Annotated in this window: 3 protein-coding genes; all 3 read right to left on the reverse strand. The window is 43.3% G+C overall.

Features of this window, described 5'->3' with window-relative positions; genetic code table 11:
* Nucleotides 1-8: 8 nt before the first annotated feature.
* On the reverse strand, nt 9-665 hold the full coding sequence (locus CYLST_RS29000) for a vWA domain-containing protein (RefSeq protein ID WP_015211303.1): 657 nt from the start codon (nt 663-665) through the stop codon (nt 9-11).
* 436 nt (nt 666-1101) lie between these two features.
* Nucleotides 1102-10995 (reverse strand): non-ribosomal peptide synthetase, encoded by a 9894-nt coding sequence (locus CYLST_RS29005; protein WP_015211304.1) that lies wholly within the window; start codon nt 10993-10995, stop codon nt 1102-1104.
* A 139-nt stretch (nt 10996-11134) separates the two neighbouring features.
* On the reverse strand, nt 11135-16204 hold the full coding sequence (locus tag CYLST_RS29010) for an SdrD B-like domain-containing protein (RefSeq protein WP_015211305.1): 5070 nt from the start codon (nt 16202-16204) through the stop codon (nt 11135-11137).
* Between the last annotated feature and the right edge of the window lie 115 nt (nt 16205-16319).

Consider the following 16319-nt stretch of genomic DNA (forward strand, 5'->3'; position numbering starts at 1 on the left):
CTCAAATTCTAAGTATTAATTTGACCCCATCCCACAGGTGGTAATGCCACTGCTTCCCCTACTTTGCCACTAGAAACCCGTTTCATGGAAGTGGAAAGCCAAACAAATAAAGAGCGAAAATCTAAGCCATTCAGGGTCACTGGTGGACGTTCAGGGGGAGCAATTTGTTTGAGTTTGTTAATATCTGCACCCTGGACACCAACAGTAAAAAACAACATTCGGCGCTGTGCTTCTGCTTCTCTCACACTTTGCGCTGCACCTTCCCAATAATCTGTTGGTGCCCCATCGGTAATTAAAAATACCCAAGGACGATAATAGAGAATACCGTTGTCTTTATAAGTCTGTTTTCGTTGTTCCAACAAATCCAAAGCGTACTCTATGGCCTCACCCATTGGTGTGACACCATCTGCTTCTAGGTTGGGCGGTGTAAATTGGTCTATAGTCACAAAATCTTGGGTCAGTCGCACAGGGCCAAAGGTGACAATAGCAACTTCCACACTGAGGGAAGCTTGAGCATCTCTCATGACGTCTTCTTTAAAAGCTGCCAAACCTCGATTTAACTCCTGTATAGGCTGACCTGACATGGAGCCAGAAGTATCAACTAAGAGAATTACAGGGCAACGATTTTCTGGGTTTTCAACGAATTCAGGCAGTCCTACAGGCATCTAATACTCCTGACTTATCGGAAATAAGATTACTTATATTATTTTTAACATACTACTTTGGTATTAGTGTTTGTACTGAAAAAAAATCTCATAATTGCCCGACTTTAGGCGATGGGCTACGGTGGGGCGTAGCCCATCGCAATTTTCAACCTATAATTTAACTGATAGAGTTTTTTTAAGTATCTGACTTTTCACCGTAAGTCCTCAAACAGCCAAACAACGTGGCTTTTTCCACAGGTTAATTCTCAATCATCATAGATTAATAAAAATGCCTAACGAAAAATCAGGGCTAGGGAAAACCTGGTTGATGAACTAAAAAGCAACTGCGCTTGATTTGATTAATTCCGAGCATTTAAAAAATTGGTTGACAAACTGTTGTTACCTTACCTCATAAACCTGCAATACGCTGTATATTGAGTTCTCCCCGTCCACCTACTTAATGCATAGCAATACAAGCTCTTAATTTTTCAGCTAAAACCCGTACATTAGGTTCAGACAAAATACTATCATGGTGTCCTGGAATATCATGAATTTCTAAGCCCCCCGCCGCTAATTCCTCCCACTGTTTGAGATAATCAGCATATTCTTTAGGTTGAATCACTGCTCTGAAAAATATAACTTTACCGGAATAGACTTGCGGAAAATAATTTTTGTAAGCTTGACTGATAGCATCTCTAACTGCTAATTCACGCAGCGAGTGAGGTAAAGTAAGATTTTTATTGAGATAAAATTTATAAATAATTTCTTTGATTCTGTCATAAATTCGGTGATTAATTTTTTTGCCAATAGAGATGATCTGTTGTTGATTTTTTAAGGTAGCGAATAAGCTGCGATTGCGCTTAATTGTATCAATTAAATGCAATATAGATTGATCGAGACTAGACTTGGTTTGGCGCCAAGATAGGTGACTTGAAGATGTATTTGATTGAGATATCATTTTGGGAGGATAGGCATCAAAAATTACGAGTAATTCAACAGTTTCTCCTTGGGCATAAAGTTGTTGCGCTATTTCATAGGCTATCATGCCTCCAGCACACCATCCTCCCAAAAAATAGGGGCCATGTGGTTGAACAGTTTGTATTTCTTTAATATAATGACCTGCCATATCCTCAATACAAGTATGAGGAGGTTTTTTCCCATCTAAACCCTGTGCTTGTAACCCATAAATGGGCTGGTCAGAATTCATTTTTGAAAGTAGATTATGGCTGTGTATCAAACCTCCATAAACCGTATGGATATAGAAAAAAGGTGGTTTTGAACCATTGGGTTGAATCGGAACTAACGAAGACCAAGAAGTTGAACATCCTTCTTGCCGAAGTACATTAGCTAATTGCCTAATTGTGGGAGATTGGAAGAGAGTAGTGAGAGCAAGATGCTTGCCAAATATCTTTTCAATTTGAGCAAATAAGCGGATAGCTAGAAGTGAGTGTCCTCCCACGTCAAAAAAGTTATCACTTAAACCAATTGGCTGAATACCTAAAACATTTTCCCAAATCTTTGTCAGCTGAAGTTCTAAATTATCGGTAGGGGTTGTATATTTTTCTGATTCAAATTTGGCAAAATCGGGAGCAGGAAGGGCACGACGGTTAATTTTACCATTAGGAGTTAAGGGCAAGACATCAAGCAATACAAAGGCAGACGGAACCATGTAATCGGGTAAATTCTGTTTTAGGGACTGCTTTAGTTGATTGATAATTAAAGATTGACTTTGGGTAAATGGCTCATTCCCTATTTCCTGGTTTAGATTTGGGTTTGACCTAGGGATAATGTAGGCCACTAATCGCTTCTCCCCAGGAATAACTTCTCTAGTAATTACAACCGCTTCTTGTACAGCCGGATGCTGGCTTAAAACTGCTTCAATTTCCCCTAATTCAATACGGAAACCACGAATTTTTACTTGAAAGTCTTTCCTTCCTAAAAATTCTATTGCGCCATTAACTCTTAAGCGACCCAAATCTCCCGTGCGATAAATTCTTTTATTACTACCTTCCGAATCATTTAGAAATACCACTTTTGTGAGTTCTGGTTTCTGCCAATAACCTAGTGCAATATGAGGACTTCTAATCGCAATTTCTCCCAAAATATCGGTCGGGTTACCAGATTCATCGAGCAAAATAATTTCGGTGTCATCAAACGGATAACCTACTGGTACCTGCTTCTGGGTAAGCTGTGTTTTTTTATCAATAAGATATTGGAGGTTGAAAGAAGATTCTGTAGATCCTAGACCATTGACTAAGATACATTCATGAGAAAAGTGTTTTTGATATAATTCAACATCGCTTTTTACTACCTCTTCTCCTCCCAAAACTACTAAACGCACTTTAGAAAGCTGTGTTTTTTCTATTGATGGTTTTACAGGTAAAATCTGAATAAACTGTCGATAAACAGTAGGAGTAGAGTGATAAATAGTAATTTCTTGTTCGTCCAACCATTCAGATAAATGAGCTAGACCTTCTACTTTGATGTTAAACGGGTAGAGAGTGGCTCCGTTTAAGATAGCAGAAAAAATATCTATAATCGCTGCGTCAAAGCTATAGGATGAGAACAAAGTTAACTTGTCATTTGGTGAAACATGAAGGTTATTGGTATAGTTCCTGATGAAATGTAGAACGTTGCGGTGGTTTTGGATAACTCCTTTCGGCTTTCCTGTCGAACCAGAGGTATAAAGAATGTAAGCCAGAGTATCTGCGGATATTTCTTGGGTAATCTCTTCAGGGAAATCATTAACATTGATGTCATCAATATTAATGATTGGAAGTTTTCCATCAGTTATTTTTTGGGCATCAGCTAAATTTTTATTATTAGTTAAAACCAGTTGACAAAGAGAATCTTCTAGGATAGATAACACCCTTTGTCTGGGATATTTTGGTTCGAGAGGAACATAAATTTGACCAAGCTTTAAAACTCCCAAAATAGCAGATACCATCGGGGCATCGTGGTCAAATAAGAGGGCGATTTTAGCATCCCTATTTAGATTTTTTTGCAGAAGTATTTGGGCTATCTTATGGGCTTGCAGATTTAATTCTCTATAAGTCCACTGATAATTTTTTGTTTTGACAGCAATATTGTGGGGATATTTTTTAGCTTGCTGCTCAAACCGCGCTGGGATAGATTGTTCAATCTCCTGTTTAGGGAATTCATTAAAGGAGTTAGTGGGGCGGATAAGATTACAAGGGTGCGATAATTCGTAACGTTCAGTTTTAGTTAACAGAGGGAAAGTAGAGATGGGTTTTTCTGGATTAGCCGCAATTCCTGCTAACAATCGCTGAAGGTGCATTCCCATCCACTGAATGGTATCTGCATTAAAGAGAAGCGTATTGTAGACCAGTTGCAGATGAATTTGCTGATTTTCTTCTCTAATATAGAGAGATAAATCAAACTTAGAAGCAGTTTCAAGAATCGATACAGGTTCGACTTTTAACCCCATCAATTCGAGGGAATCACTGGATAAGTTGATCATGTTAAACCAGACTTGAAATAGCGGAGTGTGGCTCAAATTTCTTTCTGGTTGCAGTTCTTCTACTAACTTTTCAAAAGGTAAATCCTGATGGGCATAAGCTTCTAAACATACCTGCCGTACTCGACCGAGTAATTCCCGAAAACTGGGATTACCAGCCAAATCAGTACGCAAAGCCAAAGTATTGACAAAAAACCCAATTAAGTCCTCAATTTCAGTGCGGTTACGCCCCGCAATTGGAGTTCCCACAATTACATCATCTTGTCCACTGTAGCGACAAAGTAATATCTTGAACGCTGCCAGTAAAGTCATGAACAAAGTCGCACCCTCTTTTTGGCAAAGGGATTTGATACTTGCAGTTAACTCTAAGGACAAAACGAAAGATTTCGCAGCCCCTTGGTATGTTTGCATAGGGGGTCTGGGATAATCTGTCGGCAAATCTAGGACAGGCAAAGTCCCACCTAATTGCCGTTTCCAGTAATTAAGTTGAGAGTCTAAAACTTGCCCAGAAAGCCACTGTCTTTGCCAAAGTGCAAAATCGGCATACTGAATGGGCAGTTGTTGTAATGGTAAAGAATGACCTAAACAAAAGGCTGCGTAAACTGCTTTAAGTTCCGCAAACAACACCCCAAAAGACCAGCCATCGAAAATAATGTGGTGAATGTTGAGTAACAGCAGATGTTCCGCTTCATTGAGACGCAATAGTTTGACGCGAAATAGAGAATCATGAACTAAGTTAAAGGGTTGCTGTGCTTCTTCATTAGCTATTTTTTGAGCTTCTGCTTCCCTTTGAAAATTCGGTAGTGACTGTAAGTCGATGATGGGTAAACTGAAGGCATTATGATCATTAATTACCTGAGTTAGTTGTCCAGCTACAGCGGCAAAATTTGTGTGGAGGATTTGATGACGCTGGATGATTTCGGCTATGGTTTGTGACAATGCATGAATGTTGAGTAACCCCTGAAGCCGCAAGGTAAAGGGCATATTATAAGCAGTGCTATTGGGTTCTAATTGGTCTAGAAACCAGAGACGCTGTTGAGCAAAAGAAAGTGGAAGGTTTTCTGGCTGCTTTCTCGGTTGAATCGGTGGAACTGGTAAGCTTTTGGTTTTGCCAAGTTGTGATGAGAGTTGGGCAATGTTGGGAGATTCAAATAGTAAGCGTAGGGGGATTTCTCGGTTAAAAACTTGTCTGATGCGGGAGATAACTTGGGTGGCAAGTAATGAATGTCCACCTAACTCAAAGAAGTTATCGTGGATGCTAATGAGTTCTACTTTGAGTATCTCACGCCAAAGATTAGCCAAAATTTCTTCTGTGGGGGTGCGAGGAGCAACATAATTACTTTGGGAAAAGGAGACATTGGGAGCAGGAAGGGCGCGATGGTCGATTTTGCCATTGGGTGTGAGAGGAATTTCTTCTAACAGTACAAAGGCACTTGGTATCATGTAACCTGGTAATTTAGATTTTAAGAAGTTACGTAATTCTAGTACAGAAGTTTCTGTGGAATGGGGAACGACATAAGCTACTAAGCGTTTGTCGTCTGGTATATCCTCTCTGACTATAACTACAGCTTTTGTTACATTATGGTTTTGATTAATTGTTGCCTCGATTTCACCAATTTCTATCCGAAAACCTCTGATCTTAACTTGGTTATCAATGCGTTGTAAAAATTCAATATTTCCATCTGGCAAGTAGCGAACTAAGTCACCAGTTTTATATAAACGCTCACCCGGATTCTTACTAAATGGGTTAGGAATAAATTTGTTGGTAGTTAACTCAGTCCGATGCCTATAGCCTCTAGCTAGATTAACACCACCGATATAAAGTTCTCCGGCAACGCCTATGGGTACTGGTTGTAAATGTTTATCTAAAATGCAGAGTTGAGTATTAGGAAATGGACGCCCTATGGGTAATAATTGGTTAAGGGCTAAATTTTTTGCTGTTGTTTCAAAATAAGAACTATCTATAGTAGCTTCTGTCAAACCGTAGGAGTTAATTAACCGGGTTTGAGAACTAGATAATTGTAAAATTTTTTGATATTCTGCACTACTCCAGCTATCTGAACCACAAATTAGCAACCGCATAAAATCTAGACGCTGTTGACTACTCTCAAGATACTGAACTAAATTTCTCAAAACGGCTGGCACAAAATCTGCACAATCTACCTTTTCTTTTTGCATCAGTCCATATAATAGTTCGGGTGATAGCAACAGATGCCTTGGGCATAAGACCAGTTTGCCACCAGAACATAAGGTACGAATCAAATCTCCAGAAAAAACATCAAAGGAAAAGCTGGCCATCTGGAGATGAGACGTTGTGGTTGTACGCAATTGGTAGATTGTTTCCCAGGCAAAATAAGTATTAACCAGGCTGCAATGTTGAATCATCACTCCCTTTGGTTGGCCTGTGGAACCAGAGGTATAAATGATGTAAGCCAGATTTTTCGGCTGTAATTGGGTATTAATTGGGTTAGATGATGGGAATTGTGTGATTTGCTGCCAATCTGTATCTAAGTTTATAAGTTGAGTGGAGAAAACTGGTAGACTCGGCAAAAGTTCTGTTTGCGTTAGTAAAATAGAAACTTGAGCATCTTGCACCATGAAAGCCAAGCGTTCTTGGGGATATGCTGGATCTAAAGGTAGATAAGCTCCACCAGCTTTGAGAGTACTCAGAACCGCTATGATCATCTCTAGAGAACGCTCGACACAAATCCCTACTAGTGCCTCTGTCCCTACTCCCCGCTTTTGCAGGTAGTGAGCTAGTTGATTAGCACGTTGATTCAGTTCTCGATAGGTGAGTTGTTGCTGCTCAAATACTACGGCTATGGCATCAGGGGTTCTTTCTACCTGTTCTTCAAACAACTGATGAATGCATTTATCCTGGGGATAATCTGCTTCTGTCTGATTCCACTCAATTAATAATTGATGTTTTTCCGCTTCTGTTAGCAGAGGCAATTTCCAGATACTTTGATTGGGATGAGCGGTTATCCCAGATAATAAAGTCTGAAAATGCTTGATCATTCGCTCTATTGTCGCCGCTTCAAACAAATCTGTATTGTATTCCCACTCACCTGTTAGCTGTCCATTTCGTTCTTCCATTGACAGAGTGAGGTCGAATTTAGCAGTCTGAATTGGTGATGCTAAAGGCGTTACAGCTAATCCTGGCAGAGCGAATTCCCCCATTGGGGCGTTGTCCAAAGCAAACATGACCTGGAATACAGGAGTATGGCTTAAGTGGCGTTCCGGTTGCAGCGCCGTCACTAACTGTTCAAAAGGTAAGTCCTGATGGGTGTAAGCTTCTAAGCATACCTGCCGTACTCGACCGAGCAATTCGCGGAAACTAGGATTGCCACCTAAGTCAGTACGCAGAGCTAAAGTATTTACAAAAAACCCAATTAATGATTCAATTTCTCTGCGGTTGCGACCTGCAATTGGAGTCCCCACGATCACATTTTCTTGACCAGTGTAGCGATAGAGTAATATTTTGAAGGCTGCCAGCAGTGTCATGAACAAAGTTACTCCCTCTTGTTGTGAGAGGGATTTGATGTTTGCAGTTAGTTCTGGGGATAAGATGAGGGAAAAAGAAGCGCCTTGGTAAGTTTGTACAGGGGGTCTTGGGTGGTCTGTAGGCAATTGCAACAAGGGCAGAGTGCCACCTAGTTGCTGTTTCCAGTAGTGCAGTTGCGAGTCTAAGACTTCACCGGAGAGCCACTGGTGTTGCCAAAGGGTAAAATCGGCATACTGGATGGGGAGTTGTGGAAGCTGAGATGGCTGTGCTTCACAAAAGGCTGGATAAAGTGTTTTGAGTTCTGTAAACAACACTCCAAAAGACCAGCCATCGAAAATAATGTGGTGAATGTTGAGTAGCAGCAGATTTTCTGCTGGACTCAATCGCAATAGTTTTAAGCGCAGTAGCGGATCTTGGGCTAGGTTAAAAGGCTGCTGGGCTTCTTGGTTAGCTATTCTTTGGGTTTCGAGTTTTTGTTGGGTAACAGGCAGTGATTGCAAGTCGATGATTGGTAAGTTGAAGGCGATATTGGCGACAATCACTTGAATTGCTTGTCCATCGACTGCGGGAAAATTGGTGTGCAGAATTTCGTGACGCTGGATGATTTCGCCTAAGCTTTGCTGCAATGCATAGAGGTTGAGTGTCCCCTGAATCTGAAAAATGTAGGAGAGATGATAAGCGGTGCTGTTGGGTTGTAATTGGTCTAGGAACCAGAGGCGCTGTTGGGCAAAGGAAAGTGGTAGAGTTCCTTGGTGCTTTCTCGGTGGAATCGGTGGTAATGTTAGGCTGTCGGTTTGAGGAGTTGTGCTGATTTGTGGGGCGAGTTGGGCTATGGTGGGAAATTCAAATAGCGATCGCACTGACACTTCCAAATTTAAGCCTTGTCTAATGCGGGAAATTACTTGTGTGGCTAGTAAAGAATGTCCGCCTAACTCAAAAAAGTTATCATCGATGCCGATGGGTTCTACTTGCAAAACTTCCCTCCACAAATTGGCAAGGATTTCTTCTGTGGGGGTACGAGGGGCAAGATAATTACTTGGACGGCGGAAACCCAATAAATTGGGGGCGGGAAGGGCGCGATGGTCGATTTTGCCGTTGGGAGTTAAGGGGAAAGACTCTAACAAAACAAAGGCAGAAGGCACCATGTAATCGGGTAGCTGTTGTTGCAGGTACTGGCGTAGTTGATTTAGGATTTCCGATGGGGAATTTTGCTTTGAGGAGAAGACAAAATAAGCGACTAATCGCTTGTCACCAGGGATATCTTCTCTGGCGATAACTTTCGTTTCCCGGATGGCTGAATGTTGGTTTAATAGAGCTTCAATTTCTCCTATTTCAATCCGGAAGCCCCGAATTTTTACTTGGTTGTCGAGACGCCCCAAATACTCAATGTCACCGTTGGCTAGATAGCGGACTAAGTCACCAGATTTGTAGAGACGAGCTTCTGGTTGTTGACTAAAGGGGTGAAGAATGAACCTTTGGGCGGTTAATTCCGGTCGATTTAAATAACCGCGAGCTAAACCTGCTCCTCCGATGTAGATTTCACCTGGAACACCGATGGGGACGGGCTGGAGTTGGGAATTTAATATATATTGTTGTAGATCGGGAATCTTACGACCAATTACATTTCTTGAACTGTCGAGATCGGCTATGGTCAGGGGACGATAGGTGACGTGTACGGTTGTTTCTGTAATCCCGTACATATTGACTAATTGGGGAGATTGCTCACCGTGTCGCTCAAACCAAGGTCTTAAGCTTTGAATATTAAGAGTTTCCCCGCCAAAAATAACGTAGCGTAAGCTCAAGTCTCTCTGGACATTTAAAGATTCTTCTAGTTGAAGGATTTGCTGAAAAGCTGAAGGGGTTTGGTTAAGAACTGTAATTTTTTCTTGAGACAATAAGTTATAAAATAATTCTGGCGTTCGACTTACATAATAAGGAACAATGACGAGACGTCCGCCATATAAAAGCGCACCCCAAAGTTCCCAAACGGAAAAGTCGAAGGCATAGGAGTGAAAGAGACTCCAGATATCATTCTGGTTAAATTGAAACCAAGACTGAGTGGCTGCAAACAAACGGACGACGTTACAGTGGGGGATGAGAACGCCTTTAGGCTTGCCGGTGGAACCAGATGTATAAATAACATAGGCTAGGTTTGTTGCTTTGACTGCACTTGCTGTCTGTTTTTCTGGTGTTTTAGCTGGCGCATCCCCATCACCATCTAAACAAATTATCTTAGCTTGATGTTCGGGTAGTTTTTCTACTAGATGCTGCTGTGTTAACAGTAGAGACACCTGGGAATCTGACAACATGAAAGCCAAACGCTCTTTTGGGTAGGCAATATCTAAAGGTACGTAGGCACCACCGGCTTTGAGAATGCCTAATATGCCTACAATCATCTCTAGAGAGCGTTCTGTACAGATGCCGACGAGAACCTCTGGTTGCACTCCTAGGGTTTGCAAGTATTGTGCTAGTTGATTTGCTCGCTGATTCAGTTCTCGATAGGTGAGTTGTTGCTGCTCAAACACTACAGCCACTGCATCCGGTGTTCTCTCTACCTGTTCTTCAAACAAATGATGGATGCACTTGTCTTGGGGATAATTTGCCTCTGTCTGATTCCACTCAACTAATAATTGGTGTCTTTGGGCTGCTGTGAGCAAGGGAATATCTGCAATACTTTGTTGAGGAAGATTAAGTAGACTTGTGAATATGGTTTCCAGATGTCCTAACATTCGCGCGATCGCATCATCTGCAAATTGAGTTCGCTCATAATCAATTTTCAGCAACAAGTCTGACTCAGCATCAACAGACAAAACTAGAGGATAGTCTCCCTGTTCCTGGAGTTCAGCCTCAAGTCCGTCATTTGCCAAGATGACAAGCGTCTCAAATAATGGTGATTCTGGGGGAACTTGACTCCAGTTTCTGATTTGTCCCAAGGAAATAGATTCATAGTCTTGCAACGCCATCCATTGTGCCTGTAATTCTCTCAGCCACGATAAGACTGAAGTACCGGGATGAATGGAAACTCGGACAGGTAAAATGTTGAGGCAAAGTTCCTTGCTATCTGCTTGACGGCAGGCTCTCGTGGCGCCAAACAAAATATCTGTTTCCCCACTATAGTGACTCAAAAGTAGAGCCATTGCCCCTTGAATGAGGCTATAAAGGCTTAATTGATAATTTTGGGTTAAATTTGTTAAATCTAAGGTTTTACTGCTTGTCAGGCGAATTTCTTGGGTTCCACGGCAAGGAGGGGATGAGGTAGGATTAGCGATCGCCGATAACTTGAGAGGGGCTGTGAAACCGCGCAAAAAATCTCGCCAGAATCTTTCAGCATTTGAGCAGGACTCCAGATAGGTATCTTCTATATTCATTCTTCATTTAAACTAAATTTTTTTACTCAATCGCTTCGACCAAATTTTCTGACAGCAGAAATCATTTATTTAAACTTCAGTGTAGAGACGTTGGATGCAACGTCTCTACAGGGGTTTTAATTACGTCAGTTGTGGCAAGTTATGAGTTTCCTCCGGAGAAAACATGATCTGCAAGACCCAGACCATTGTTGTAATTATCCAATGCGGTGTGGATCACACTACCAGCATCTAAGGGATCAACAACGTTGGTGTCGGAGTTATGGGGACTCAGTAAACCCGACGCACTGGAAATGCCAAGATTCCAGTAGGTATTAGCCAGAAGGCTATTGACAACGCTGCCAGTAAGTTGGTTCAGCGCACCATCACCCTGATGATCGCCATTTTCGTCTGGCGTTGAGGCTTGCAACCAATTTATTCCCTGGTTGATGTAGTGTCGAGCATCCTTATCAGTCTGATTGGCGGTATCAATGGGGTTACCAGCGAGATAATTCAGCCAGCTAGCCACCAGAGAGCTACCAAGATCGTACCGTTTATCTTCCAAGTTAGGCTGCGCCGAGGAATCGACAATCTGGAGTGCCTGGGCGTGGGTGTAGAAGAGGGTATTCTCACCAGCATCTGTTTTGCCATTTAGGTTGTAGTCACCAATGAGCAGCCCTATGTCATACTGTCCACTCACCGGGTCAAGAACTTTTCCAGGTTGTGCGGAGTTAGTATGAGGTGCAAACAAAAGATCGCAGTCAGGGAATTTGGGGTCGGTTTTTTCTGACGGTTCGTTACCTTGGACACCATCCCAAAACTTCTGCCACTCTGTGTTGTGCCAGAATCCTGGTGTCCGGACACCGGGGGCGGCAATCACTGTGTCAGTATCGGTGGCGCTATTGTTGTTGAGGTTGGTATCGGTGAAACCAGTCGGAGCAGTTACTGTAGCCGTGTTGCTCAGAGAAACGGTCGTTGGTGCAACAGGCTTCTGAATATCTAGAGAGCGAATCTTGAATTGATCGTTTGAGTCCCCCGTCTTAGCCGCGATCACTAGAGTGTTGCCAATTTTCTGACTGGCATTGATATCTGCCCAGCGATCGCTACTGCTACCTGTTAAGTTGACTTCACTGAACCCAAAATTGCTGAGGACTGTGTTATTTAAGGTCAGGTGATTACTGAATGGATTGTTAAAGTTACCAATCCACACAGAGATATCACTGTCATCAATTACATAATCGAGTTCGGCACGATCAACGCTCACCGATTCGGAGAATTCAAACAGGACGTAGTTATTCCGCCCCAGATTATCTACGCGATGGAGTCCACCAGAACCAGATCCTTCGCTACTGTCAGTAACACCTAATCCACCAGTATAGCTACCGAGATAGGCGGTTTTCCAAGTTCCAAAACTGTCTCGACTAAAGGCACTCGTTTTGACAGAAACGCCGTTGACCGAGAATGTCCGGACATTTCCATCCGTTCCATCCGTCGCACTATTACCCTCGAAGTTAAAAGTGCTGGTTTCATAATTGCTAGTGGGAGCGGATGAGAGGGCGTTGGTAGCTACCGTGCCGTTCACCGTATAAGTGATGCTACTACCCGAAGTCAGGGTGACGTAATCGTCAATGGAGCCAGTCCCATGGAGTTCATTGCCCGTGGCTCCCCCAGTGGCTACGCTGCTCCAAGTCACGTTTGTCAGGAGGCTGGGGATTAAATCGCTAACCAGGGCGTTAGTGACGGTCATTAGACCATCATTACTAACCACAATGGTGTAGGTCACCTCCTGTCCGGGCGTTACTAGGGTCAAACAGTCGTTTTTGGTAATCGACAAATCGCCGATATTTTTGATTAGCCCCGCATCAATCGTCAAGTCATCGCTCGTTCCGACTGAGAAAGAAGCTGTTTTTCCGTTAGCATTCACAACATCGCTATCGGCCGCATCGTTACCTACATTGGCTGGGCTAAAACCATCGAAGTCAGTGGGTTTGTCGAATTGAACGCTGTAGGTGTGATTGGCTTTGACGGTGAATTCGTAGAGACCATGGGCATTGGTGGTAGTCAAACCGATTTGAGTACCTGCTTGATTAAACAGCTTGACATTGACTCCTCCAACTCCAGATTCGCCTGTATCTTGGATGCCATCTCCATCAGCGTCGTACCAAACGCGATCGCCAATTTTCACGGTGGAGACGGCAATCACTGTGTTCGTATCGGTGGCGCTGTTGTTGTTGAGGTTGGTGTCGGTGAAACCAGTCGCAGCAGTTACCGTAGCCGTGTTGCTCAGAGAAACGGTCGTTGGTGCAACAGGTTGCTGAATATCCAGAGAGTGAATCTTGAATCTGTCGTCTGGTGATGAGTCCTGCGTCCAAGCCGCGATCACTAGAGTATTGCCTATGTTATTGCTGGCATTGAAATTCGCCCAGCGATCGCTACTGCTACCTGTTAAATTGACTTCACTGAACCCAAAGCTGCTCAAAACCGAATCACTTAAGGTGAGGTGATTAGTGTAAGGATTGTTAAAGTTACCAATCCACACAGAGATATCACTGTCATCAACTACAGAATCAAGGAAGGCGCGATCGACAATCACCGACTCGGAGAATTCAAACAGGATGTAGTTATTCCGCCCCACATTGTCCACCCGATGGAGTCCGTTACCACCATCGCCTTCGCTACTGTCAGTCACACCTAACCCACCAGTAAAGCTACCGAGATAGGCGGTTTTCCAAGTTCCAAAACTATCTCGACTAAAGGCACTCGTTTTGACAGAAACGTCGTTAACCGAGAACGTCCGGATATTTCCATTCGTTCCATCCAACGCACTATTGCCATTGAAGTTAAAAGTGCTGGTTTCAGAATTGCTAGTAGGACTGGATGAGAGGGCGTTGGTAGCTACCGTACCGTTCACTGTATAAGTGATGCTACTACCCGCTGTCAGGGTGACGTAATCGTTGATGTTGCCTGTGCCACTGGTTTGATTGTCTGTAGCTCCCCCTGCTGCCACGCTTGTCCAAGTCACATTGGTCAGATTACTGGGGATGATATCGCTCACCAGGGCGTTGGTGGCAGTTACCAGACCATTATTTTGAGCCACGATGGTGTAGGTTATCTGCTGTCCAGGGGTGACCGTCGTCAAATTATCGGTTTTGGTAATCGACAAGTCGCCGGCATTTTGATAAATCCCCGCATCCAAAGTGGTGTTATTTTCCCCAGAAGAGAGGGTGACAATCTGAGTTTTGCCTGTGCTGGGATCGGCATCGGAATCTAAGCCATCATTAGAACCAGCATCTGCTTGGGTAAATTGATATCCTGTCGGTAGATTAGAGAATTCGACTTGATATTCTTGACCAGGGGTTAGTCCTGTAAAACCGTAGTTGCCACTGCCATTGGTGGTTGTTGTGACAGTGGTATCTCCAATACCGTTGATGATCCCATCTGCTCCCCCGCTAATCAGGGTAACGGTTACACCGCTAACTCCTACTTCCCCAGCATCTTGAATGCCATTGACATTGCTGTCGTTGAAGACGAAGTCTCCAAGGCTAGCTGTTTTGTAGAAGCCGGCATCAATGGTGGGGTCATTTTCACCAGCAGACAGATTGATTAACCCAGTGGTTAAGTTGGTATCAGCATCGGCATCAATGCTATCATCACCACCTTGATTAACCGGACTAACACCGTTAAAGCCATTGGGTTGGACAAACTGGACTTTGTAGTCTCCAGGTTGCAAGTTACTGAAGGAATACAGTCCGTCGGCATCGGTATTGGTGGTGGCAATCACATTTCCAGATGCATTCAATAGGTTAACGCCGGCTTCAGCAATGCCTACTTCGCCAGCATCTTGAATCCCATTAGCATTAATATCATGCCAAACTCTGTCTCCCAGACGCGCTAGTTGCACTAAACCTGCATCCAGGGTGCCATTGAACTCCCCAGAGGTGAGGGTAACTGTTTGGGTCAACCCGGTGCTGGGGTTGGCATCACTATCTTGGGCATCATCAGTTCCCTGGTTAACTGAGGTGAAGCTGTAACCAGTTGGGGCGCTAAATTGCACTTGATATTCTCCGGGAGTGAGTCCGGTGAAGGTGTACGCCCCGTTGCTATCTGTGGTGGTAGTGCCAATGACACTGCCATCTGTGGGGTTTATCAACTGCACTGTGACACCACTGACTCCTACTTCTTCCGCATCTTGAATGCCATTGACATTGCTGTCGTTGAAGACGAAGTCTCCTAATGAGGCATATTTGTAGAAGCCTGCATCAATGGTTTTGTTAATTTCACCACCAACTAAGGTTAGGAGATTCGAGGTCAGGTTGTTGTTGGGATTAGCGTCGGAGTCCAGGGAATTGTTGCCTTGGAGGTAGGGACTGACCGCATTAAAGTCAGTCGGCAAGGTAAACCTGACCTGATAGTTACTAGGCAGCAGCGGGCCAAACTGATAGTAGCCGCTCTCAATTTCTGCTGTGTAGGGATTGTCCCCAGTAATAGTGCTGCTGAGAACATTACCGTTGGCATCGAGCAATGTGACTGTTGCCCCATTGATTCCTGCTTCGTTACCGTCCTGAATCCCATTGGCATTCAGATCTTCCCAAACAAAATCCCCAATACCAGATGTCTTCACTTCCAGCAAGATCGGCTGCTGTCCAGAAGCTTTAACAATCACACCAATATCGTTGCCAGCCACTGGCAGGAAGTCGCTGCCGTTTATTGTCGCCAGAGTAACGAGATCATCAGCTTTCTGCTGACTATAGACCTCCAATGAGTTGAAGTCTGTACTATCTAATATGCTTGTCTCGCCAAGCAGTTTCCAGATAGCTAGTTGCACATCACCCCAAGTGTAGTCAACACCACCATAGCGATAAGTATTGTTTACTAGGTTGGATGCTTCAGTAACGTTATTCAAAAGCCAGTTGATCTGCTGAAGTTTATCCAGGTATGGATCGGCAGATGAGGCGTTTACTGTCTGTTCACCAGTATAAAGTATGCCAGCAGGTATGGTTCCGTAGCTAGAGTATACAGTACTGTTGTCGTAAGTATTTCTTGCGAGACCAAAGCTACTGTTAATACACCAAGCATCATAAACTCCATTGAGCAACCCGCCGTTGCTGATTGTTACATTTAAATAGCTGGGCAAACCAGATACTGTAGTTGTTGCTGTATCGTAAGCAGTGACTTCTTTGGTGGTTGTGTCCGGTAATGTTGATTCAAAGATTGAGAGATTGGTATCGGCCATAATTTTTTATTATCTATTTATTAAGTAAGGACAACATTTTTCAAGTAACATAAATTGCTTCTGCTAATTCATTTATTGACTACTCCTTTACTTAAGTAATATTTCATTATTGGCA

The organism is Cylindrospermum stagnale PCC 7417 (assembly GCF_000317535.1).
Classification (GTDB): domain Bacteria; phylum Cyanobacteriota; class Cyanobacteriia; order Cyanobacteriales; family Nostocaceae; genus Cylindrospermum; species Cylindrospermum stagnale.

Coding starts and splice junctions, on each gene's coding strand:
- CYLST_RS29000 (WP_015211303.1), bottom strand. CDS start 665: ATGCCTGTAGGACTGCCTGAATTCGTTGAAAACCCAGAAAATCGTTGC.
- CYLST_RS29005 (WP_015211304.1), bottom strand. CDS start 10,995: ATGAATATAGAAGATACCTATCTGGAGTCCTGCTCAAATGCTGAAAGA.
- CYLST_RS29010 (WP_015211305.1), bottom strand. CDS start 16,204: ATGGCCGATACCAATCTCTCAATCTTTGAATCAACATTACCGGACACA.